Below are 23,438 nucleotides of genomic sequence, written 5' to 3'. Positions count from 1 at the left end.
CTGCAAAAATTGACATATAGCGAAGTGTGGTGGAGCGAATGAAGAACGTTGTGATCGTCGGGGCCGATGCGCGCGGAACATCGCTGCTGAAGCTGCTTCATGAAGCGTCGGGGTTTGAGGTGAAGGCGGTCGTCGATGTCGATGAAAACGCTCCGGGGCTGCAGCTGGCGAAAAAGTGGGGCATCGCCGCGGCCAGCGACTGGCGGCCGTGGTTGAGAGAGCCGCTCGATTTGATTATTGAAACAACGGGGAGAGCCGAGGTGCTTGAGGAGATTCGTGACTTGGCGCCAAACGGGGTGAACATCGTCCCAAGCGCCGTTGCCCGCATGATGGCGGAGTTGGTCGAAGAGAAAGAAGCGTTGATCGCCAAGCTGAAAAGCGAAGCAGCCCGGCGCGCCCTCATCTTTCATTCGTCCCATGACGGCATGATCGTTGTCGATGAATATGGGTACGTCACCGATATGAACGAAAGCGCCGCGGAGTTGCTCGCGCTTGACAAACAGGAAGCGATTGGCAAGCACATCCTCACCGTTTTGCCGTCGAGCGGGCTGCCGCGTGTTCTGAAAACTCGGCAAACGGAGTTTCACCAAGAAGTCGAGCTTCCCAATGGCAAAAAATTAATCACGACCCGCATGCCGATCATCGATGACAGCGGCCAACTGTTTGGGGCGCTCGCCGTATTGAAAGACGTCACTGAACTTGTCGCCTTAGCCGAGGAAATTACCGATTTAAAAGAAGTTCGGATGATGCTTGAAGCGATCATTCATTCATCGGAAGAAGCGATTTCCGTCGTCGATGAGAACGGAAACGGCATTTTGATCAATCCGGCCTACACGAGGCTTACCGGTTTGAAGGAAGAAGACGTGATCGGCAAGCCGGCGACCGCCGATATTGCCGAGGGCGAAAGCATGCATATGCAAGTATTGAAAACGCGCCGCCCGGTGCGCGGGGCGCGCATGAAAGTCGGCCCCAAAAATCGGGACGTCATCGTCAATGTCGCGCCGATTATCGTCGATGGCGTCTTGAAAGGAAGCGTTGGCGTCATCCATGATGTCTCGGAAATTCAGCGGCTGACGGCGGAGCTCAACCGGGCGCGGCAAATTATCCGCAATCTTGAGGCGAAATATTCGTTTGCCGATATTATCGGCGAGTCGGAAGAAATGAAAGTGGCGATTGAGCAAGCCAAGCTGGCGGCGAAAACGCCGGCAACGATTTTATTGCGCGGGGAATCGGGGACCGGCAAAGAGCTGTTCGCCCACGCCATTCATAACGCCAGCGATCGAAAGTATAACAAGTTTATCCGTGTGAATTGCGCCGCCATTCCGGAAACATTATTAGAAAGCGAATTGTTTGGCTACGAGGAAGGAGCGTTTTCCGGGGCGCGGCGCGGCGGCAAGCGCGGGCTGTTTGAAGAAGCGAACAACGGCAGCATTTTTCTTGACGAAATTGGTGAATTATCAGCGAGCACGCAAGCGAAGCTGCTTCGCGTTTTGCAGGAGCGAGAAATCGTTCGCGTCGGCGGGACGAAGCCGATTCCGATCAACGTCCGCGTCATCGCCGCGACCAACGTCAATCTGGAAAAAGCGATCGCTGCTGGCGCGTTTCGCGAAGATTTATACTATCGGCTCAACCGGATGCCGATTTCCATTCCGCCGCTGCGCGCCCGCAAGGAAGATATTCCGGCCCTTTGCCGACATTTGATTCAGAAACTGAACCAAGATTACGGGCGCAATGTCGAAGGGGTGACGGACGAAGCGATGGCGCAGCTGTTGGCCTATGATTGGCCGGGCAATGTCCGGGAGCTCGAAAATGTGCTTGGCCGGGCAATGATTTTCATGAAATTTCATGAGGTGATGATTGACGTCCTTCATTTGCCGCCGTTGACAACGCCGTCCTCCTCTCCTTCATTCGGCGGCGAAAGCGAAGAAGAATTGCGTCCGCTCGATGAAATGGTGGCGCGCTATGAGGCGCGGCTGCTCGAACAGGCGCTCCGCCGCCATGGCGGCAACAAAACGGCGACTGCCCGAGCGCTTGGCATTTCGGTGCGCAATTTATACTATAAGTTGGAAAAATACGGACTTGACAAAAAAAGCATGCAATAATTTTCGTGGTAAGAAAAAAGTTGCACATACCAACGAAGGAGAAATGGTTTGTTTAAAGCGCTTTCATTGTTTTGGTGTTGGCATAGTTTTTGCATAGATTATCGTGCAGCACGATAGGCAAAAAAGGTTGGTGTAGACGATGAAGCTCGAATCGTTAATCGAAGAGGCAAGCCGGCGCCAGAGCCAAACGGTGGCGGTGGCGGCGGCGGAAGATGAAGAAGTGATCGAGGCGGTGGCGATGGCGCTACAACATCGCCTTGGCCGGTTTGTGCTTTACGGAGATCGCGACCGGATTGCCCGATTGTTGAGGGAAAAGGGGTGCGCCCGCTTTCCCGATGTGGAGATCGTTCATGCGAATTCGGTCGGGCAAGCGGCGGAGCTGGCCGTGCGCGCCGTCCATTTGAACGAGGCCGATGCGTTGATGAAAGGGCATGTGCCGACAGCGACACTGCTGAAAGCTGTCTTGAACAAAGAGTACGGGCTGCGCACCGGAAAGGTGTTGTCCCATGTCGCGGTGTTTGACGTGCCGACGTTTGACCGGCTTGTCATCGTCACCGATGCGGCGATGAACATCGCCCCCGATTTGGAACAAAAGGTGCAAATTGTGAACAACGCCGTCATCATCGCGCGTTCCATCGGCATCGAGCGCCCGAAAGTCGCGGCGCTGGCAGCGGTGGAGACGGTCAATCCCGCCATGCCGGCAACGCTTGATGCCGCCGCGCTCGCGATCATGCAAAAGCGCGGACAAATCGGCGATTGTTTGCTTGACGGACCGCTTGCGTTAGACAACGCGGTGTCGATGGCGGCAGCGAAACATAAGCGGATTGAAAGCGATGTGGCCGGACAGGCGGACATTTTGCTTGTGCCGGACATTGAATCCGGCAACATGCTGTACAAGTCGCTCGTCTATTTTGCCAAAGCCAACGTCGGCGCCGTCATCGCCGGGGCGAAGGCGCCGATCGTTTTGACATCGCGCGCCGACTCGGCCGAAAGCAAATTGTATTCGCTCGCCCTTGCCATCTGTTCAGCAGCGAAATAAAAAAGAGGGAGGCCATCTCAGATGGAATTGTTCAAATATATGGAAACATACGATTATGAGCAAGTGCTGTTTTGCCAAGATAAAGAGTCAGGGCTGAAAGCGATCATCGCCATTCATGACACGACGCTCGGCCCGGCGCTCGGCGGGACGCGGATGTGGATGTACAATTCGGAAGAAGAAGCGCTTGAAGACGCGTTGCGCCTCGCGCGCGGCATGACGTACAAAAACGCGGCCGCCGGGTTGAATCTTGGCGGCGGCAAGACGGTCATCATCGGCGACCCGCGCAAAGATAAAAACGAGGCGATGTTCCGTGCGTTCGGCCGGTTCATTCAAGGGTTGAACGGCCGCTACATCACGGCGGAAGACGTCGGCACGACCGTTGCCGATATGGACATCATCTATCAAGAAACCGACTATGTCACCGGCATTTCGCCGGAATTCGGCTCATCCGGCAACCCGTCGCCGGCCACCGCTTACGGTGTCTATCGCGGGATGAAAGCGGCGGCGAAAGAAGCGTTCGGCAGCGATTCGCTCGAAGGAAAAGTCGTCGCCGTCCAAGGAGTCGGCAATGTCGCCTACCATCTGTGCCGCCATTTGCACGAAGAAGGGGCGAAACTCATCGTTACCGACATCAACAAGGAAGCGGTGGCGCGCGCGGTCGAGGAATTTGGGGCGAAAGCGGTCGACCCGAACGACATTTACGGTGTGGAGTGCGACATTTTCGCTCCGTGCGCGCTCGGCGGCATTATCAACGACCAAACGATTCCGCAGCTGAAAGCGAAGGTGATCGCTGGCTCGGCGAACAACCAGCTGAAAGAGCCACGTCACGGCGACATCATTCATGAGATGGGGATCGTGTACGCTCCGGATTATGTGATCAACGCCGGCGGTGTCATCAATGTCGCCGATGAGCTGTACGGCTACAACCGCGAGCGGGCGATGAAAAAAATCGAGCAAATTTACGACAACATCGAAAAAGTGTTCGCGATCGCCAAACGCGACAACATTCCAACGTACGTGGCGGCTGACCGGATGGCCGAAGAGCGGATTGAAACGATGCGCAAAGCGCGCAGCCAGTTTTTGCAAAACGGCCATCATATTTTAAGCCGCCGCCGCGCTCGCTGAAGGCGGGAAAGGGGCGGGCTTCCGCCCCGCGGCGGTCAACGGAGGGACAGCAACGATGCAAGAGCAGAAGTTTCGCATTTTAACGATCAATCCAGGTTCGACTTCAACGAAGATCGGCGTTTTTGAAAACGAACGGCCATTGCTGGAAAAAACGATCCGCCATGAGGCGGACGTGCTTCGGCGATATAAAACGATCGCCGACCAGTATGAGTTCCGCAAGCAAACGATTTTGCAAGCGCTCGATGAAGAAGGGATCAATTTATCGAAGTTGAGCGCCGTCTGCGGCCGCGGCGGGCTCCTCCGCCCGATTGAAGGCGGAACGTACCGCGTCAATGAGGCGATGCTTGACGATTTGCGGCGCGGGTATTCCGGCCAGCACGCCTCCAACCTCGGCGGCATTTTGGCGCATGAAATCGCCTCAGCGCTCAACATTCCGGCGTTTATCGTCGACCCGGTCGTCGTCGATGAACTCGAGCCGCTCGCCCGAATCAGCGGGTTTCCGCTCATTGAGCGGCGCAGCATTTTCCACGCGCTCAACCAAAAAGCGGTCGCGCGCCGCGTCGCCCGCCAGCTTGGCAAACGGTATGACGAACTCAACTTGATCGTCGCTCATATGGGCGGCGGGATTACGGTTGGCGCCCACAAGCAAGGAAGAGTAGTGGATGTCAACAACGGCCTTGACGGCGAAGGCCCGTTCAGCCCAGAGCGCGCCGGGACGGTGCCGGCCGGCGATTTGGTCGCTTTATGCTTCTCGGGCGAATACTACCGTGAGGAAGTGATGCGCATGCTCGTCGGCCAAGGCGGGCTTGTCGGCTACCTCGGCACGAACGATGCCGTCAAAGTGGAAGCGATGATCGAAGCAGGAGACGAACAGGCGAAGCTCGTCTACGAGGCGATGGCGTACCAAGTGGCGAAAGAAATCGGGGCGGCGAGCGCCGTGCTTGCCGGCAAAGTCGACGCCATCATTTTGACCGGCGGACTGGCGTACGGCAAATCGTTTGTCGAACAGATCACCCGCCGCGTCCAATGGATCGCCGATGTCATCGTCCATCCGGGCGAAAACGAGCTGCAGGCGTTGGCGGAAGGGGCGCTTCGCGTCTTGCGCGGCGAGGAAAAAGAAAAAACGTATCTCGGTGAAGCGGCTGCGCCGGCTTCGGCCCGGCGTTGAGGCAGCAACGGACAGAAAGGGGAAGGCAAAATGGCAAACGAATACGATGTCGTCATTCTCGGCGGGGGTACGGGCGGTTATGTAGCGGCGATTCGCGCCTCGCAGCTCGGGTTGAAAACGGCGGTCGTCGAAAAAGGGAGGCTTGGCGGCACATGTCTGCATGCTGGCTGCATTCCGTCCAAAGCGCTGCTTCGCAGTGCGGAAGTGTACGCGCAAACGAAAAACGGCGCGGCGTTTGGCGTCATCGCCGGCGACGTGCGCCTCGATTTCGCCAAAGTGCAGGCGCGCAAGGCAGCGATTGTTGAGCAGCTCCACAAAGGCGTGCAGCATTTGATGAAAAAAGGGAAAATCGATGTATACGCCGGCACTGGCCGCTTGCTCGGCCCATCGATCTTTTCCCCGCTGCCAGGGACGGTGTCGGTCGAAATGAACGATGGCAGCGAAAACGAAATGCTCGTTCCGAAGTTTGTCGTCATCGCCACCGGTTCGCGTCCGCGCACGCTGCCGGGGCTGGAGCCGGACGGCGAATTCGTGATGACGTCCGATGAAGCGCTGCAAATGGCGACGCTCCCGTCATCCATCTTGATCGTCGGCGGCGGCGTGATCGGCATGGAATGGGCGTCGATGTTGAACGATTTCGGCGTGGATGTCACTGTGCTTGAGTATGCCGACCGCATTTTGCCGACAGAAGATGAAGACGTGTCAAAAGAAATGGAAAAACTGCTCCGCCGCCGCGGCGTCAACATCGTCACCGGAGCGAAAGTGCTGCCGGAAACGCTCAAGAAAGGAAACGGCGTCACGATCGAAGCGGAGCATCAAGGCGAGCGGAAAACGTTCGCGGCCGACAAGATGCTTGTTTCCGTCGGGCGGCAGGCGAACATTGAGGGAATCGGCCTCGAAAACACCGAGATTGTCGTCGAGAAGGGGTATATTCAAACGAACGAATTCGGCCAAACGAAAGAATCGCACATTTACGCGATCGGCGATGTCATCGGCGGCTTGCAGCTCGCCCACGTCGCCGCCCATGAAGGGATCGTCGCCATTGAACATTTAGCCGGGCGCAACCCAGCGCCGATTGACTATACGATGGTGCCGCGCTGCATTTACACCCGTCCGGAAGCGGCGGCGGTCGGCTTAACCGAGCAAGAGGCGAAAGCGAAAGGCTATGACGTCAAAGTCGGCAAATTTCCGTTTAAAGCGATCGGCAAGGCGCTGGTGTTCGGCGAGGCGGAAGGGTTTGTCAAATTCGTCGCCGACCGGAACACCGACGACTTGCTTGGCGTCCATATGGTCGGGCCGCACGTGACCGATTTGATTTCCGAAGCCGGGCTCGCCCGCGTGCTTGATGCGGCTCCGTGGGAAGTGGCCCATGCGATCCATCCGCACCCGACGCTTTCAGAGGCCTTGGCGGAAGCGGCGCTGGCCGTCGATGGCCGGGCGATTCACTTTTAACTGTCATTTTTGCGAAGGCTGCGCCGTTGCAAGGATACCGGCTGCGCCCGTTTGCGATGCACTTTTCACTGTCATTTGCGAAGGCGCATTTTTGCCGGACAAGTGAACCAAGCGGCGCACGTGAGAGGGGAAAGAAGCAAAAGCACCGCCGCTCACTGCCCGTTCGGCGGACGGGCATCCGTTGCGGAAAAGCTCCCCTCTCCCGTTTGGGTGGGCTGAAAAAGGCAAGATTCGCAAGCTCATCGGCGGAATTGGCAAACGATTTTCATTAAGGGAGGTTGTTCCGATGGCGCAAAATCGTCATCAAGCGCTCGGATTAAGCGATGACACTGTGTTGCAAATGTACGAAACGATGCTTCTCGCCCGCAAACTCGATGAGCGGATGTGGCTGTTAAACCGCGCCGGGAAAATTCCGTTCGTCATCTCGTGCCAAGGGCAGGAAGCGGCGCAAGTCGGCGCGGCGTTCGCTCTTGACCGGACGAAAGATTACGTCCTGCCATACTATCGCGATATGGGCGTCGTGTTGACGTTCGGCATGACGCCGACGGAATTGATGTTGGCCGCGTTTGCCAAAGCGGAAGACCCGAACTCCGGCGGCCGGCAAATGCCGGGCCATTTCGGGCAAAAGAAAAACCGGATCGTCACCGGCTCCTCGCCTGTGACGACGCAAGTGCCGCACGCCGTCGGCTTTGCCTTGGCGGCGAAAATGGAAAAGAAAGATTTTGTCGCCTTCGTCACGTTCGGCGAAGGGTCGTCAAACCAAGGCGATTTCCATGAAGGGGCGAACTTTGCCGGCGTTCACAAGCTTCCAGTCATCTTTATGTGCGAAAACAACAAGTACGCCATTTCCGTGCCGATTTCCAAACAATTGGCATGCGAAAAAGTGTCGGATCGCGCCGTTGGCTACGGCATGCCGGGCTATACGGTTGACGGCACTGATCCGCTCGAAGTGTACCGCGTCGTCAAGGAAGCGGCCGACCGCGCCCGCCGCGGCGAAGGGCCGACGCTCATCGAAGCGGTGACATACCGTCTGACGTCGCACTCATCGGACGACGACCACCGCGTCTACCGGACGGAAGAAGAGCTCGCCGAAGCGCGCGCCAAAGACCCGATCATCTCGTTTGCCAACTATTTAAAAGAAACAGGTGTCTTAACGGATGCGTTGGAAGAAGACATTCAAGCGCGCGTCATGAAACAAGTAAACGAAGCGACCGACTACGCAGAAAAAGCGCCGTACGCCGAGCCGGAACATGCGCTTCGCTACGTGTATGCCGAGGAGTAAGGGGGAATGGACGATGCCTGTGATTTCGTATATTGATGCCGTGACGATGGCCATTCGTGAAGAAATGGAACGCGACCCACGCGTGTTTGTATTAGGAGAAGACGTCGGCCGGAAAGGCGGGGTGTTCAAAGCGACGCAAGGATTGTACGAGCAGTTCGGCGAAGAGCGCGTCATCGACACGCCGCTCTCGGAGTCGGCGATCGTCGGCGTCGGCATCGGTGCGGCGATGTACGGCCTGCGTCCGATTGCCGAAATTCAGTTTGCCGATTTCATCATGCCGGCGGTCAACCAAATTATTTCTGAAGCGGCGCGCATCCGCTACCGCTCGAACAACGACTGGAACTGCCCGATCGTCATCCGCGCTCCGTACGGCGGTGGGGTGCATGGCGCCCTGTACCACTCGCAGTCGGTGGAAGCGATTTTTGCCAATCAGCCGGGGCTGAAAATCGTCATGCCGTCGACGCCGTACGATGTGAAAGGGCTGCTCAAAGCGGCCATTCGCGACGAAGATCCGGTGCTCTTTTTCGAGCATAAACGCGCCTACCGCCTCATTAAAGGGGAAGTGCCGGAGGATGATTATGTGCTGCCGATCGGCAAGGCGGACGTCAAGCGTAAAGGAGAGGACATCACCGTCATCACGTACGGGCTGTGCGTCCATTTTGCCTTGCAGGCGGCCGAGCGCGTCGCCCAAGACGGCATTTCCGTCCATCTGCTCGATTTGCGCACCGTCTACCCGCTCGATAAAGAAGCGATCATCGAAGCGGCGAGCAAAACCGGAAAAGTGCTGCTCATTACCGAAGACAACAAAGAAGGCAGCGTCATGAGCGAAGTCGCCGCCATTATTGCGGAACATTGCCTGTTTGACCTCGATGCGCCGATTATGCGCCTCGCCGGTCCGGACGTTCCGGCGATGCCGTACGCGCCGACGATGGAAAAGTTCTTTATGGTCAACCCGGAAAAAGTGGAAAAAGCGATGCGTGAACTGGCGGCGTTTTAACAGATGAACGAACGGCGTCTCCGGCCCTTCGGCAGCGGGATGTCGGCCAAGGTGCACCCCGCTAAAATGGCCCGAAGCCAACCGTAGGCGGTTGGGGACGTCACGGCAAAGATATTGCAACAGAGATAGGAGGGTATCGATGTGGCCATCGAACAATTGACGATGCCTCAGCTCGGGGAGAGCGTCACCGAAGGCACGATCAGCAAATGGCTCGTCTCCCCGGGCGACAAAGTGAACAAATACGATCCGGTCGCCGAAGTGATCACCGATAAAGTGAGCGCGGAAATTCCGTCGTCGTTTGCCGGCGTCATTCGCGAATTGATCGCCAACGAAGGAGAAACGCTTCCGGTCGGCGCGCCGATTTGCACGATCGAAGTCGAAGGCGAAGTCGCCGCGCCAAGCTCGGAAGCGAAGCCGGCGGAGGAAGCGCTGAAAGCGGAAGACAACGCGAAGCCACCGGCGCCGAACAAGGCCGGCCGGGCCAACAACGGCCGCTATTCGCCGGCCGTGCTCCGCTTGGCGCAAGAACACGGCATTGACCTCGAACAAGTCGAAGGCACCGGCCTTGGCGGGCGGGTGACGCGCAAAGATTTGCTGAAGCTGATTGAGTCCGGCCAAATTCCGAAAGCGGGAGCGGCACCGGCGGCGGAACAAGCGGCGCCAAAAGCCGAGCCGCGAGCCGAACAGCCGACTCCGGCCGCCGCAACCGTTCAACCGTCTGCCGCGGCCGCACCAGCCGCGCCGCCGAAGCCAGCGCCGCCAACGATCGAAGCGGGAGCGGGCGACATCGAAATTCCGGTCACCCCGGTGCGCAAAGCGATCGCCGCCAACATGCTCCGCAGCAAACACGAAGCGCCGCACGCGTGGACGATGGTCGAAGTCGACGTCACCGACCTTGTCGCCTACCGCGATGCGATCAAAGACGAGTTCAAGCGGCGTGAAGGCTTCAATTTGACGTATTTCGCCTTCTTCGTCAAAGCGGTCGCCCAAGCGCTGAAAGAATTCCCGCAGCTGAACTCCGTTTGGGCCGGCGATAAAATCATTCAGCGCAAAGACATCAACATTTCGATCGCCGTCGCGACCGATGACGCTTTGTTCGTTCCGGTCATCAAGCACGCCGATGAAAAAACGATCAAAGGCATCGCCCGCGAAATCGCCGAACTGGCGGCGAAAACGCGCGCCGGCCAACTGCGACCGGAAGACATGCAAGGCGGCACGTTTACCGTCAACAACACCGGCGCGTTCGGCTCCGTGCAGTCGATGGGCATTATCAACTATCCGCAAGCCGCCATTTTGCAAGTCGAAACGATCGTCAAGCGCCCGGTCGTCAAAAACGGCATGATCGCCATCCGCGACATGGTCAACTTATGCTTGTCGCTTGACCACCGCGTCTTGGACGGCCTCATTTGCGGCCGCTTCCTCGCCCGCGTCAAAGCGATTTTGGAAAACATGAACAAAGACAACACGCCGATTTATTAACGCTTCCCCCATCGCCATCGGTTGGCGGTGGGGGTTTTGGCATGGCGCGATTTTTATCCTCTCCTGAAGGGAAATTGTTCGTTGATGAAAAACAAGATAAAGTTAAGCGCCACCATGAGAAAGGAGAGGACCAGAATAGATTTACAAAAATTTTTTATTTGTTATAATTTTTATGCAATCAACTGTAGATGAGTGAATAACCCCTGTTCCTTTCGATCGATGATACGATTGGCCAAAAAACGAAGCCTTCGTCACGGGCTGCCCACGCCATTCAAAGGAGTGTTGATATGATTTTATTAGAAATCAATCATATAAAACATTATGTAAGAGACCGCTTGTTATTTGATGTGAATAATTTACAAATCCATGATCATGATAAAATCGGATTAATTGGTCCAAATGGATGTGGAAAAACGACTTTATTGAACATAATAGCTGGAAAGATCAATCCAAATAATGGGGAAGTGACTCGGTACGCAAAAATTGAACTGATACCACAGATAAAACAACAAGCGGGTACTACAAAGAGCGGTGGTGAAGTGACAAAGGAATATCTTCAACAAGTTTTATATAGACATCCTTCTTTATTGCTTGCTGATGAACCAACCACAAACCTTGATACAGATCACATTGAATGGTTGGAAAAAATATTAAGCGAATGGAAGGGGGCATTTGTTATTGTTTCTCATGATCGTGATTTTCTAGACTCTCTTTGCACAACCATATGGGAAATAGATGATTGTAAGGTAATCGAGTACATTGGCAATTATACCAATTATAAAGAACAAAAAGAAAAAAAGAAGCTCCATAATCAATTGGAATATAAAAAATATATGGAGAAAAAGAAGCAGTTGGAAAGGGCGATCATCGATCTGAGGCATAGAGCTCAAAGAGCGACAAAGAAGCCGAAAAATATTTCTAATTCAGAAGCGAGAGTCCCCGGTGTAAAAACACACTACGCCAGTATTCAAAAAAAGTTAATGTTAAATATTAAATCCATTCAAAAACGGATTGAACGATTGGAAGCAGTGGAAAAAGAAAAAGAACTTCCTCCCATCAAAATGGAGTTAAAAAACGCAGAACTTCCTCGCAACAAACCAATTTTACGTGTTGAAGACTTATCTGGTATTGTAGGAGAACGTATTTTATGGAATAAAATAAGCTTTCAAATACGTGTGGGAGATAAGTTGGCGATTATTGGACCAAATGGAAGCGGGAAAACAACTCTAATAAAAAAAATTATAAATAAAGATCCGAACGTCAAATTTTCACCTTCTATAAAAATTGGTTATTTTAGTCAAGATTTAAATATTCTAGATGATAAAAAAACAATACTACAAAACGTTTGGTCCACTTCGAGTCATAACGAGACTTTTATTCGAACTGTCCTTGCTAGAATGCATTTTTTTGGTGAGGATATTTATAAACCCGTTGAAATTCTCAGCGGGGGAGAACGAGTAAAAGCAGCATTGGCGAAGATTATTTTAAGTGATGTTAATATGTTAGTTTTAGATGAACCAACGAATTTCCTTGATGCACAAGCTATTGAAGCTTTGGAAACGCTTCTAACGAATTATGAAGGCAGCGTAATCTTTGCTTCTCATGACCGTAGATTTATTAATAAAGTAGCTACACGAATTTTATCGATACGCAATGGAAAGATTGAATTGTTTAATGGCAATTACAAGGAATATAAAGAACACCAACAAAGAAAAATAACAGAAATAAAGGATCAAGAAAGAAACGAAAGGCTGCTTTTATTAGAAACAAAAATAGCCGAAGTTATTAGCCGTTTAAGTTTAAATCCATCTGAAGAATTAGAGATGCAATTGGAAAATTTACTCTCTGAAAAAGAAAAACTAATTCAAAAGAACTTTGATTAAACAGTTCTTCAGCAAAAGATGTACTTCAAAGAGAATCATGGAATGAAAAAATCACCAAAATCCTCCTTCTTTGTCAATTGCAATTTGAAATTCCTTTTGATTTTTTATTTGCAATAAACACCATTTTAAAGCGATTTAAAAGGAGTGTTTTGAATGGAATATATATACTTGCTTATTTTACCGATAATAGGTGTTTTATGGTTTTTAAATTTGGCGAGCTTTTTAAAGAATTTGCACAGAAATGAAAGCACACATAATCAAACAATGATCGGGGCTTTATTAACCTTTCTCTTTGTCTTTCTATATATGTACGGGTTTTTAGGGGCACATTAATCTTCAATCATCCTTCTGTACAAAAAAGATGGGACCGCCTCCACTTATCGGCGAATGCCGGTGGAAGTGGAGGATTCGTATTTCCTTTGCAAACAAAATACTGCCGATGATCCCTTCTTTCATGCTTTTGGATCCCGCTTGGTGTTCAAACAATCGGTCTTGTACTCATTGAGCCAACTCTTCCGTTCCGTTTCATCCCTTTTGAAGGAACGAAACCATATTTCCCTGTTTTTCTTCTTTTTAACGCTTCCCCATCGCCATCGATTGGGCGGTAGGGGTTTTTTGCATGGCGCGATTTCAAACTTCTTTCACAAATGTGAGGTATAATGAGGGCAGAAACGAACGTGCGGAGGAGAAAAACGAGATGAAACGAGCGAGCGTGTGGATGCTGTTGGGTTGCTTTTTTCTGCTAAGCAGTTGTGCCCATCCGTCGTTTCCCCCGGTGGCTGATTCGCTTTCCGTCGTCATCAGCCTCGATGTCAAAGGGGAAACGGTCACCTTTTTGAACGCGAAACATGGCGGCCAGATCGCCCGTTGGAACATCAACGAACCGTTTCAAGGCGGGGCGTTGAGCGCGGACGGTCGGACGCTGCTTTTGTACGGGCGGGATCTTGACGGCGTTTATCGGTACGATCTGGCCACCGGGAAGCCGCTTGCCGAGTGGAAAACCGGGAGCGGCATCGTCAGCGCGGTTCCATCCCCGGATGGCCGCACGTGGTTTTTTGGCGACAGCAAACATCGCGCGGTGCGCGTTGTGAGCCGGGACGGGGAAGAGATCGCCCGCCTTTCGGTCGGACGCTCTCCGATGACGCTGCTTGTCAATCGCGCTGGAACGAGGTTGTATGTGATCGATTTTCAAGACGAACAAGCGAGGGTCATCGATGTGGACCGCCGCCGCGTCATCCGTTCGTTTGCCGTGCCGAAGTTCGCTTTAGGCGGAGTGGTGCGGGAGAAGCAAGGGGAGCTGTGGGTCGGCGGGCACGGCAGCGGAAGCCGGGTGGAAACGAACATTCATGTCTACTCGCTGCAAGACGGCCGCTTGCTTCGGACGATCGCCGCGCCGGTGATGCCGGTCGATTTTGTTGAAACGGATCGCGGTGTGTTTGTGCTAAGCCATGGCTCGAACACGGTTTATCGGGTTTTGCCAAGCGGGAAGGGGCTCGGATCCGTCTCTGTCGGCGCCAACCCGTTTGCCATGGAAGCGGCAGGAGGCCGTTTGTATATCGCGAGCTATGACAGCGATGAAATCATCGTGGTCGATGAAGGGACGCTGCGGCCGCTCGCCCGTTGGAAGACGGGCGACGGTCCGCTGCAGCTGCTCATTCGGGAGGGACGAACATGAGCGAACGAACCGTTTTGATCGTCGATGATGAAGAAGAAATGCGTCTATTGGTCAGCATGTATTTAGAAAACGCCGGCTTTCGCAGTTTGGAAGCGGAAGACGGGGAGGAGGCGCTGGCGCTGCTTTCCCAACATTCGGTCGATGCCGTGCTGCTGGACGTTATGATGCCCAAACAGGACGGATTCGCCGTCTGCGCCCGCATTCGCGAGCAGTCGGACGTGCCGGTGTTGTTTTTGACTGCGCTCGGCGAAGAATGGGATAAAGTGAAAGGGTTCAAGCTAGGCGGCGATGATTACATCGTCAAACCGTTCAGCCCGGGAGAGCTCATCGCCCGTCTCGAGGCGGTGCTGCGCCGGGTGCGGCGCGGGCGCGAGAACGATGGGCGGCTGCAGTTTGGCGACCTCGTTATTGACGAAAAAGGACGAACCGTGATCGTCGGCAGCGAACCGGTGAAATTGACGTTGAAAGAGTTTGAGCTGTTGCTGTTTTTGGCGAAACACCGCGGGCAAGCGTTCAGCCGCGATGACTTGCTTGTCCATGTGTGGGGGTATGATTACACCGGAAACGCCCGCACCGTTGACACTCATGTGAAAACGTTGCGCATGAAGCTGAAAGACGCCGGCCGCCACATTCAAACCGTCTGGGGCATCGGCTACAAATTTGAGGGATGAGAAATGAAACGGCTCCGCTTAGGGCAAAAAGTATGGCTGGCGATCGGCGCCGCGGTCGTGGCGACGCTGGCGTTTTCCTTTGGCCTTCTCAATTATTTTTACCGAACGGTGTACATGAAAGAAGTCGAGCGGACGTTGATCGCGGAAGGGACGAGCCTCGCTCGCGACTATCGGGGCGGGGCGATCGCTCGGGAATACCGCCGGCAAATCGAATGGTATGACGAAAAATCGACGGCCACCATCCTATTGATCGACAACCCGCGCGAACTGAGCGCCTGTTTTCCGTTTCCAGTCCACTATGACGCGTTAGTCAGCGGCCGCGACCGAGAAACGCTGCTAGCCGGGAAGCCGGTTGTCAAAACCGGCTACGAAAAGCGGTTTGGCCGCCGTGTGATGGCGGTCGCCGTTCCGCTTCTTGATGACAAGCGGCTTATGGGAGCGATTTATTTGTATATGCCGCTCGCCGACGTCCAAGCAGCAACCAAACGGGCAGCCGCCGCGTTTTGGCCGTTGGCCGCCGCATTCGCCGCCGCGCTTTTGGTTGTCGGCCGACGGATGGTGCGGCAGCTGGTCGAACCGTTGCAGGCGATGGAACGCGCTGCTGAGCGCATGGCGGAAGGGCGCTACGAAGCGAGCATCCCCGTGCGGAGTGATGATGAAATCGGCCGCCTGGCGAAGGCGTTCAACCAAATGGCCGACGCCATTGCCAAAGAAGACGAGCAAAAGCGCGAGTTTTTAGCGAACGTTTCGCATGAATTGCGCACGCCGCTCAGCTATATGAAAGGGTACAGCGAAGCGCTTCTCGCTGGTTTTGCGAAGACGAAGGAAGAAGAAAAGGCGTACCTTCGCCTCATCCACCGCGAAACGGAACGGATGGAGCGGCTTGTTGGCGACTTGCTCGATTTGGCGCGCCTTGAAGGGCAAAGCGTGCCGCTCGAGCGCGCGCCGGTGGCGTTCGCTCAAGTGATCGAAGATGTCATCGCCATGTACGAACCGATCGCCGCGCAAAAGCGGATCAAACTGTCAGGCGATTTGGATTATGACGTCATCGTCAACGGCGACGCCGATCGGCTCGAACAAGTCATGCGCAACTTGCTTGACAACGCCATCCGCTATACTCCGGAAGGCGGCGCGGTAACGGTGCGGCTTTGCCGCCTGTCGGAAGCAGAAGGAGAACTCGTGATCGAAGACACGGGAAAAGGCATCCCGAAAGACCAGCTCCCGCTTCTTGGCCAGCGCTTTTTCCGCGTCGACCGCGCCCGCACCCGCAAAGAAGGCGGCACCGGCTTAGGGCTGGCCATCGTCAAGCAAATCGTCGCCCTTCACGGCGGCGCCATTCAGTTCGACAGCGACCTCGGCCGCGGGACGACGGTATCTGTCCGCCTGCCGCTCGTTAGGGAAGGGGAAGAAACATACGTTCAAGACAAAGGAACGGATGGTGTATCATCAATATAAAAATTAGGAGGCAGGTGGAGGAAATGGGTTCAAGGGAAAAGGAACAGGCCCCGATGACCTATAAAGAGTATGCGACATGGCCGGAAGGAAAACGGTGCGAGGTGTTGGACGGGAATATCATCAGCATGGTGCCGTCGCCCACACCGGAACACCAATCGATTTCGCTCCAGCTTTCGATCGAATTCGGAATGTATTTCAGAGGGAAGGATTGTCACGTGTTGGCCGCCCCGATCGACGTGTACCTTTTTGAAGATCATCGCAAGGGATGGATGGATGAAAACGTCCGAAATTGGGTATGTCCCGATCTTGTGGTCATCTGTGACAAAAACAAAATTCAAAAAAACCGCATTGTCGGTGCTCCAGATTTGGTCATCGAGATCTTGTCTCCCGCTACGGCCAAAATCGACCGGATGGACAAACGGATCGCGTACGAGCGGGCTGGGGTGAAGGAATATTGGATCGTTGACCCGGCGAATCAAGTCGTGGAAGTGTATTTGCGTGAGAAAACAGGGAAGTTCGAACTTCGCGGAGTGTACAGCCGTGACGACACCGTTCCCGTTCATGGATGGGAGGATTTGTTCATCGATTTACGAAACATTTTCGAATGAACAAATGGCCATTGACATCTTCGCTAGGCAGTATGTTGTCTAGAAGGCTGGTGATTTGATCGTGGATACGGCTTTGCAATGTCATTTCTCAACTAGAAAAACCTTGTTGCATCGGTCCTGCTTTTCGCTCATTCTCCCATTGATGAAGGGAATCAGCCGTTTTTCCCCAGCCTTCTAGGTTTCACCAGCCGATGTCGCATTCATTGGACGGCTCAACGCAACGAACGCGGCATCGGCGGTTGATGGGGAACGTTCAGGGAACGACTCTTCGGTTGAATCGTGTGGTCGGAAACAAAAGCGCACCTTCGCGGTTTGGTGCGCCGCTCTCCTTTGCCAACAGCCAGAAACAAGGTGTTTTGTTCATTGCCCAAACGCGGGCGATGTACTACAATAAACATAGAACCCGTTTTTTCCCACCAAAGCGCGGCTTCATTCGGTTGGCGTGAGGCGCCATCGGGTGCGGCTCGTTTTCAGGCGAAAAAACGAAAGCGGTTTCTTTTTTGGTAGAAAGACGCAAAGGGGGATGGGGAATGAGCGATGTCGCGAAGATGAAGGAAGCAGCGTTTCCGGCTCCGCCGATGGAGGAGTGGGAGCAAGAAGCGGAACGGTCGCTGAAAGGCAAGCCGCTCGAGCGGTTGGTGACGATGACGTACGAAAACATAGCGGTGAAACCGCTTTATACGCGCCGCGATGTAGAGGCGCTCGGCCCGCTGGAGCAGTATCCGGGCTTTGGTCAGTACGTGCGCGGGGCGCGGCCGGAAGGGTATCGGGGCGAGCCGTGGAAGGTGAGCCAAGAAATTTCAGCGGCAAGCCCGTCCGCCTGGAACGAGGCGGTGAAGCATGACTTAGCGCGGGGACAGACGGAAATCCATTTCGCTCTCGGACGGCTGCCGTTTGCCGTCGAGTCGGTGGAGGATGTGGCCGCGATGTTGGATGGCGTGCCGCTTGACCGCTATTCGCTCCGTGTGGACGCCGGGGCGCGGTCGCTTCCGTTTTTGGCGCTTTTGGCCGCTTATTTCAAGGAACGAGGCGTCTTGCTCTCGAGCGTGCGCGGCGCCATTGGCATGGATCCGCTCGGCGCTTGGGCGGAACAGGGGACGCTCCCGTGTTCGCTTGAGCGGCTGGATGATGAAATGGCGGAAGTGACGAAGTGGGCGATGGAACAAATGCCGGCCGTTCGCACGATTTTCGTGCGCGGCGAGCCGTACCATAACGGCGGGGCGAACGCCGTGCAGGAGCTCGCGTTTTCGTTGGCGTCGGCCGTCGAGTACATCCGCGCCGGGCTGGATCGGGGCTTGATGATTGATGACATCGCGACAAGGATGCAAGTGTCGCTGGCGGTCGGAGCCGACTTTTTCATGGAAATCGCCAAGCTGCGGGCGGCGCGGCGGTTGTTTGCGCAAGTGATCGAAGCGTTTGGCGGCAGCGAATCATCACGGCGCATCGAACTGTATGTGCGCACGTCGCCCTTTACAAAAACGGTGTACGATCCGTATGTGAACATGCTTCGCGCCGGAGCGGAAGCGTTTGCGGCCGTTGTCGGCGGCGCCGATGGCGTGCACGTGTCGCCGTTTGACGAAGCGATCGGGCTCGCTGATGCGTTTTCGCGGCGCATCGCCCGCAACACGCAGCTCATTTTGCTTGAAGAGGCGCATCTTGCCCAAGTCATCGATCCGGCGGGCGGCTCATATTATGTGGAGACATTGACGGCGAACATTGCCGAAGCAGCGTGGAAGCTGTTCCAGCAGGTGGAGGAAAAAGGCGGCATGAAACAAGCGCTTCAAGACGGCTTCGTGCAGTCGGAAGTGGGGGCAGTTGCCAAGCGGCGGCTCGAGCGCGTCAAACAGCGGAAAGAAAAAATCGTCGGCACGAACGTGTACGCTAATTTGGAGGAAACGCCGATCGAAAAGCCGAAGCAAACCGCAGTGAACATGGTGCTGCCGTTGGATGAACAGCGGGTGGCCGACATTCGCCGCACGCTTGTCGGTGGAAAGTGGATGGAAACGATGATTCGTGCGGCCCGCCGTCGAGCAACCGCTCGGGAAATAGCCGCGGCGCTGGCCGATGGGAACGAGGTGGCCATTGCGCCGATTCGCGCATGGCGTTTGGCTGAGCCGTTTGAGCAGCTGCGGAAGGCGGCCGAGGAGCATGCGGAGCGCACGGGAAGCCGGCTTTCCGTTCACTTGATCAATCTCGGGCCGCTTGTCCGCCATCAGGCGCGCGCCGATTTCATCGCCGGGCTGTTTGCGGCCGGCGGGGTGGCGGCTGAGCGAAGCGACGGCTTTGCCTCGGTCGAGGAAGCGGTCGAATGGGTGCGGAACACGAACGGGACGCATTATATCGTGTGCGGCGCGGATGACGACTACCCGGGGTTCGTTCCGGCGTTGGCTGAGGGGTTCAAGCAAGCTAAGCCGAACGCGAAGCTGTATGTCGCCGGAAAACCGCCGGAAGAGCTCGAGAACACGTACGCGGCAGCGGGCGTGGACGGGGCGATCCATCTCGGTTCGAACGCGTACGATGTGATCGTGGCGTTTTTCACGGAAAGAGGGGTGGCGTTGGATGGCGAAGGACGTTGATTTTACCAAGCTGACGCTTTCCGCGGCAGCGGCCGATGTGGAAGAAAAACAGTGGAGAGACGCGGTGGAGCGGCGCGTGCAAGCGTCGATCGATGAACTGTTGTTTCAGACGAACGAACACATTGCCGTGAAGCCGCTTTATACAAAAAATGACATCGATGGGCTCGATTTTCTTGATTATATGCCCGGGCTGCCGCCGTACTTGCGCGGACCGTACCCGACGATGTATGTCGTGCGACCGTGGACGATCCGCCAATACGCCGGTTTTTCGACGGCGGAGGAAAGCAACGCGTTTTACCGGCGCAACTTGGCGATGGGGCAAAAAGGGCTGTCGGTCGCCTTTGACTTGGCGACGCACCGCGGCTATGACTCCGACCATCCGCGCGTCGTCGGCGACGTCGGCAAAGCAGGGGTCGCCATCGATTCGGTGCTCGATATGAAAATTTTGTTTGACGGCATCCCGCTTGACCAAATGTCGGTGTCGATGACGATGAACGGGGCGGTGCTCCCGATCATGGCGTTTTACATCGTCACTGCCGAAGAGCAAGGAGTGACGCAATACAAACTGTCGGGCACGATCCAAAACGATATTTTGAAAGAATATATGGTGCGCAACACGTACATTTACCCGCCGGAGATGTCGATGCGCATCATCGCCGACATTTTCGCTTATACGGCCAAATACATGCCGAAATTCAACAGCATCAGCATTTCCGGCTACCATATGCAAGAAGCCGGGGCGCCGGCTGATTTGGAGCTGGCGTATACGCTTGCGGATGGGCTTGAGTACGTGCGCACCGGCTTGAAGGCGGGCATTGACATCGACTCGTTCGCCCCGAGGCTGTCGTTTTTCTGGGCGATTGGCATGAACTACTTTATGGAAGTGGCGAAACTGCGCGCCGCACGCCTCATGTGGGCGAAAATGATGAAAACGTTCAACCCGAAAAATCCGAAATCGCTCGCATTACGGACCCATTCGCAAACGTCAGGCTGGAGCTTGACCGAGCAAGATCCGTTCAACAACGTCGTGCGCACGCTCATCGAAGCGCACGCGGCGGCGATGGGGCATACGCAGTCGCTCCATACGAACGCGCTCGATGAGGCGATTGCCTTGCCGACCGATTTCTCGGCGCGCATCGCCCGCAATACGCAGCTGTACTTGCAGGAAGAGACGGGCATTTGCCGGACGATCGACCCGTGGGCTGGTTCGTATTACGTCGAGACGTTGACGAACGAACTGATGAAGCGGGCGTGGGCGCATATTGAAGAAATCGAAAGCTTAGGCGGGATGGCGAAAGCCATTGAAACCGGCATCCCGAAAATGCGCATCGAAGAAGCAGCGGCCCGCCGCCAAGCGCGCATCGATTCAGGGGCGGAAACGATCATCGGGGTGAACAAATACCGTCCGGAAAAAGAAGAGCCGATCGACATTTTGGAAGTGGACAACACCGCCGTGCGAAAGCGGCAAATTGAGCGGCTGAACGAGCTGAAGGCGACGCGCGACAACGAGCAGGTCGAAGCGGCGCTGGAGGCGATTACGAAAGCGGCGGAAACGGGCGAAGGGAACTTGCTTGAGCTCGCCGTCCAAGCCGCGCGCGTCCGCGCCACCCTCGGGGAAATTTCGTACGCCATTGAAAAAGTGGCGAAGCGCCATCGCGCCGCCATCCGTTCGATCAGCGGTGTCTACAGTTCGGAATACAAAAACGAAGCGCAGCTCGAACGGGTGAAGCGACGGGTGGAGCAATTCGCCGAACTCGAAGGGCGCCGTCCGCGCATCTTGATTGCGAAAATGGGGCAGGACGGCCATGACCGCGGGGCGAAAGTGATCGCGACCGCGTTTGCCGATTTAGGGTTTGACGTCGATATCGGCCCGCTCTTCCAGACGCCGGAAGAAACGGCGCGCCAGGCGGTCGAAAACGACGTGCACGCGGTCGGCATCAGCTCGCTCGCCGGCGGCCATAAAACACTTGTTCCACAGCTCGTTGCAGAACTAAAAAAATATGGTCGCGATGATATAGTCATTGTTGTCGGCGGCGTCATCCCGCCACAAGATTACGCGTTCTTGTATGAACACGGCGCCGCCGCCATCTTCGGGCCAGGCACGGTCATTCCGGAAGCGGCGGACAAAGTGCTCGATGAAATTTACGCCCGGCTCGGCTATGAGGACGTGAGCGAATGAACGGCGAAGAGAAACGATGGGAACAGACAAGCGCCCAGAGCGCGGCTTCGGATGGGCCGCCGCGCCGCCCGGAATGGGCGGACGGCGAGAGCGCGTCGTCGTACGTGCACGCCGAACGCCCGCCGGCGCCAAAGCGGATCGTGAGGCGGAAAGAGCGGTCGGTGGACGAGTACGTCCAAGGGGTGCTCGCCGGCGACCGCACGATGTTGGCGCAGGCGATTACGTTGGTCGAAAGCAATGCGGCTCGTCATATCGATCTTGCCCAGCACGTGCTTCATGCCCTGCTCCCGCACGTCGGCCGCTCGATCCGCATCGGCATCACCGGGGTGCCGGGGGCGGGGAAAAGCACGTTCATTGAAGCGTTCGGGACGTTTTTGTGCGAGCAAGGGCACCGCGTCGCCGTCTTGGCCGTCGACCCGACGAGCTCGTTGACCGGCGGCAGCATCCTCGGCGACAAAACGCGGATGGAGACGCTCGCCCGACATCCGCTTGCGTTCATCCGTCCGTCGCCATCCGGCGGGGCGCTTGGCGGCGTGCACCGGAAAACGCGCGAGACGATGATGCTGTGCGAAGCGGCCGGCTATGACATCATCCTCGTCGAGACGGTTGGCGTCGGGCAAAGCGAGTTTGTCGTCCGCGGGATGGTCGACTTTTTCCTCCTGTTGGCGTTAACCGGCGCCGGCGACGAGCTGCAAGGGATGAAGCGCGGCATCATGGAGCTTGTGGACGCCATCGTCATCAACAAGGCGGACGGCGATAATAAAGAAAAAGCGAAAGCGGCGCAAAAAGAATACAATCAGTTTCTCCATTACCTGCGCCCGGCCACGCCCGGCTGGGAGACGAAAGCGTACACGTGCTCAGCGCTGCTGGGCGAAGGGATCGCCGACATGTGGCGCGTCATCCAAACGTTCGTCGAGACGACGAAGCGATCCGGCGTCTTTTTCGACCGCCGCCGCCAGCAGCAAAAAGACTGGATGCACGCCATGATCAAAGAATATATCGAAACGCGCTTTTTCACCGACTCGATCGTGAAAGAAAAGCTCCCAATGCTCGAGAACAGCGTCATTTCCGGCGCCAAGCCGGTCACCGCCGCCGTCAAAGAGCTGATCGAGGCGTATGAGCGGAAGCGGAGCGGCGAACTATGATATGATAAAGGGAAAGCGAAGGAGGTGTCACGATGTTCCAATTTCAATTTCCGCTCTATAGCGACATCGTCGAACAAGCGCGGCGCGAAGCGGTCGAAGCCGGATTTGCAGAGCTGCGCACGCCGGAAGACGTCGACGCCGCGTTTCGCCGTCCGGGCACAACGCTTGTCCTCATCAACTCCGTGTGCGGCTGCGCCGGCGGCATCGCCCGTCCGGCAGCGGCCCACGCCGTCCACTACGACAAGCGTCCCGATCATTTAGTGACCGTCTTTGCCGGCCAGGACAAAGAAGCAACAGCCCGCGCGCGCGAGTATTTTGTCGGCGAGCCGCCGTCCTCGCCGTCGTTCGCTCTGCTAAAAGACGGGAAATTGTGCGCCATGCTCCACCGCCACGACATCGAGGGGCACGAGCCGGTGGCGGTCGTGCAAAAGCTGCAAGCGCTGTTTGACGAATATTGTGAGGAAGTGTGAATACAAACCCCCGAAGCCAAAAAGCGTCGGGGGTTACATCCCTCTGTTGATTTTTTTCGTGAAAACGCCGAATCGATGCATGCAGGATTTTCATTCCCGGATGGAGGGGGCAGATCGCGCTGCCTATGAAAC

General features: G+C 55.6%; 17 protein-coding genes. All 17 read left to right on the top strand.

The window, feature by feature from the left end; genetic code table 11:
* Nucleotides 1-38 precede the first annotated feature (38 nt).
* The 17 genes from GC56T2_RS11580 (at nucleotide 39) to GC56T2_RS11495 (ending at nucleotide 23,306) form a co-directional block, all read left to right on the top strand.
* Nucleotides 39-2,102 carry a sigma 54-interacting transcriptional regulator gene (locus GC56T2_RS11580; protein WP_144975341.1) on the top strand — a complete coding sequence of 688 codons (2,064 nt, stop codon included), beginning with the start codon at nucleotides 39-41 and terminating at the stop codon, nucleotides 2,100-2,102.
* A 139-nt stretch (nucleotides 2,103-2,241) separates the two neighbouring features.
* Nucleotides 2,242-3,141: a phosphate butyryltransferase gene (gene yqiS / locus GC56T2_RS11575; RefSeq protein WP_033019162.1), complete on the top strand. Its 900-nt coding sequence runs from the start codon at nucleotides 2,242-2,244 to the stop codon at nucleotides 3,139-3,141.
* 21 nt (nucleotides 3,142-3,162) lie between these two features.
* Entirely contained in the window at nucleotides 3,163-4,266 is a 1,104-nt protein-coding gene (locus tag GC56T2_RS11570) for a leucine dehydrogenase (RefSeq protein WP_033009431.1), read from the top strand.
* Nucleotides 4,267-4,321: 55 nt separating this feature from the next.
* The gene (buk, locus tag GC56T2_RS11565; RefSeq protein ID WP_144975339.1) at nucleotides 4,322-5,434 is read left to right on the top strand and encodes a butyrate kinase; all 1,113 of its coding nucleotides are present in this window, start codon (nucleotides 4,322-4,324) and stop codon (nucleotides 5,432-5,434) included.
* A 30-nt stretch (nucleotides 5,435-5,464) separates the two neighbouring features.
* On the top strand, nucleotides 5,465-6,886 hold the full coding sequence (lpdA, locus tag GC56T2_RS11560; protein ID WP_144975337.1) for a dihydrolipoyl dehydrogenase: 1,422 nt from the start codon (nucleotides 5,465-5,467) through the stop codon (nucleotides 6,884-6,886).
* Nucleotides 6,887-7,172: 286 nt separating this feature from the next.
* The gene (locus GC56T2_RS11555; RefSeq protein WP_144975335.1) at nucleotides 7,173-8,168 is read left to right on the top strand and encodes a thiamine pyrophosphate-dependent dehydrogenase E1 component subunit alpha; all 996 of its coding nucleotides are present in this window, start codon (nucleotides 7,173-7,175) and stop codon (nucleotides 8,166-8,168) included.
* A gap of 13 nt (nucleotides 8,169-8,181) precedes the next feature.
* Complete coding sequence (locus tag GC56T2_RS11550) at nucleotides 8,182-9,165, top strand: alpha-ketoacid dehydrogenase subunit beta (RefSeq protein WP_144975333.1); 984 nt, start codon at nucleotides 8,182-8,184, stop codon at nucleotides 9,163-9,165.
* Between the two features lie 141 nt (nucleotides 9,166-9,306).
* The gene (locus GC56T2_RS11545; RefSeq protein WP_144975331.1) at nucleotides 9,307-10,644 is read left to right on the top strand and encodes a dihydrolipoamide acetyltransferase family protein; all 1,338 of its coding nucleotides are present in this window, start codon (nucleotides 9,307-9,309) and stop codon (nucleotides 10,642-10,644) included.
* A 287-nt stretch (nucleotides 10,645-10,931) separates the two neighbouring features.
* The gene (locus GC56T2_RS11540) at nucleotides 10,932-12,527 is read left to right on the top strand and encodes a Vga family ABC-F type ribosomal protection protein (RefSeq protein WP_144975329.1); all 1,596 of its coding nucleotides are present in this window, start codon (nucleotides 10,932-10,934) and stop codon (nucleotides 12,525-12,527) included.
* A gap of 697 nt (nucleotides 12,528-13,224) precedes the next feature.
* On the top strand, nucleotides 13,225-14,202 hold the full coding sequence (locus tag GC56T2_RS11530) for a YncE family protein (RefSeq protein ID WP_144975325.1): 978 nt from the start codon (nucleotides 13,225-13,227) through the stop codon (nucleotides 14,200-14,202).
* Nucleotides 14,199-14,873 (top strand): response regulator transcription factor, encoded by a 675-nt coding sequence (locus tag GC56T2_RS11525; RefSeq protein WP_144975323.1) that lies wholly within the window; start codon nucleotides 14,199-14,201, stop codon nucleotides 14,871-14,873. Before GC56T2_RS11530 ends, GC56T2_RS11525 begins: the two co-directional genes overlap by 4 nt.
* A 3-nt stretch (nucleotides 14,874-14,876) precedes the next feature.
* A complete protein-coding gene (locus GC56T2_RS11520) occupies nucleotides 14,877-16,328 on the top strand; it encodes a sensor histidine kinase (protein ID WP_144975321.1) in 1,452 nt (483 codons plus the stop codon).
* A 23-nt stretch (nucleotides 16,329-16,351) separates the two neighbouring features.
* Complete coding sequence (locus GC56T2_RS11515) at nucleotides 16,352-16,936, top strand: Uma2 family endonuclease (RefSeq protein ID WP_144975319.1); 585 nt, start codon at nucleotides 16,352-16,354, stop codon at nucleotides 16,934-16,936.
* 530 nt (nucleotides 16,937-17,466) lie between these two features.
* Nucleotides 17,467-19,512: a methylmalonyl-CoA mutase family protein gene (locus GC56T2_RS11510; RefSeq protein ID WP_144975317.1), complete on the top strand. Its 2,046-nt coding sequence runs from the start codon at nucleotides 17,467-17,469 to the stop codon at nucleotides 19,510-19,512.
* Nucleotides 19,496-21,691 (top strand): methylmalonyl-CoA mutase, encoded by a 2,196-nt coding sequence (gene scpA, locus GC56T2_RS11505; RefSeq protein WP_144975314.1) that lies wholly within the window; start codon nucleotides 19,496-19,498, stop codon nucleotides 21,689-21,691. The genes GC56T2_RS11510 and scpA overlap by 17 nt, the downstream gene beginning before the upstream one ends.
* Nucleotides 21,688-22,836, top strand: coding sequence for a methylmalonyl Co-A mutase-associated GTPase MeaB (gene meaB / locus GC56T2_RS11500; protein ID WP_144975312.1), 1,149 nt, complete (start codon nucleotides 21,688-21,690; stop codon nucleotides 22,834-22,836). The genes scpA and meaB overlap by 4 nt, the downstream gene beginning before the upstream one ends.
* 32 nt (nucleotides 22,837-22,868) lie before the next feature.
* Nucleotides 22,869-23,306 carry a BrxA/BrxB family bacilliredoxin gene (locus GC56T2_RS11495; protein WP_144975310.1) on the top strand — a complete coding sequence of 146 codons (438 nt, stop codon included), beginning with the start codon at nucleotides 22,869-22,871 and terminating at the stop codon, nucleotides 23,304-23,306.
* Nucleotides 23,307-23,438: the final 132 nt, after the last annotated feature.

This window comes from Geobacillus sp. C56-T2 (assembly GCF_007829715.1).
GTDB lineage: Bacteria > Bacillota > Bacilli > Bacillales > Anoxybacillaceae > Geobacillus > Geobacillus icigianus.
The sequence above is the reverse complement of the archived record's forward strand: the minus strand, read 5'-3'. Positions and strand labels throughout refer to the sequence as shown.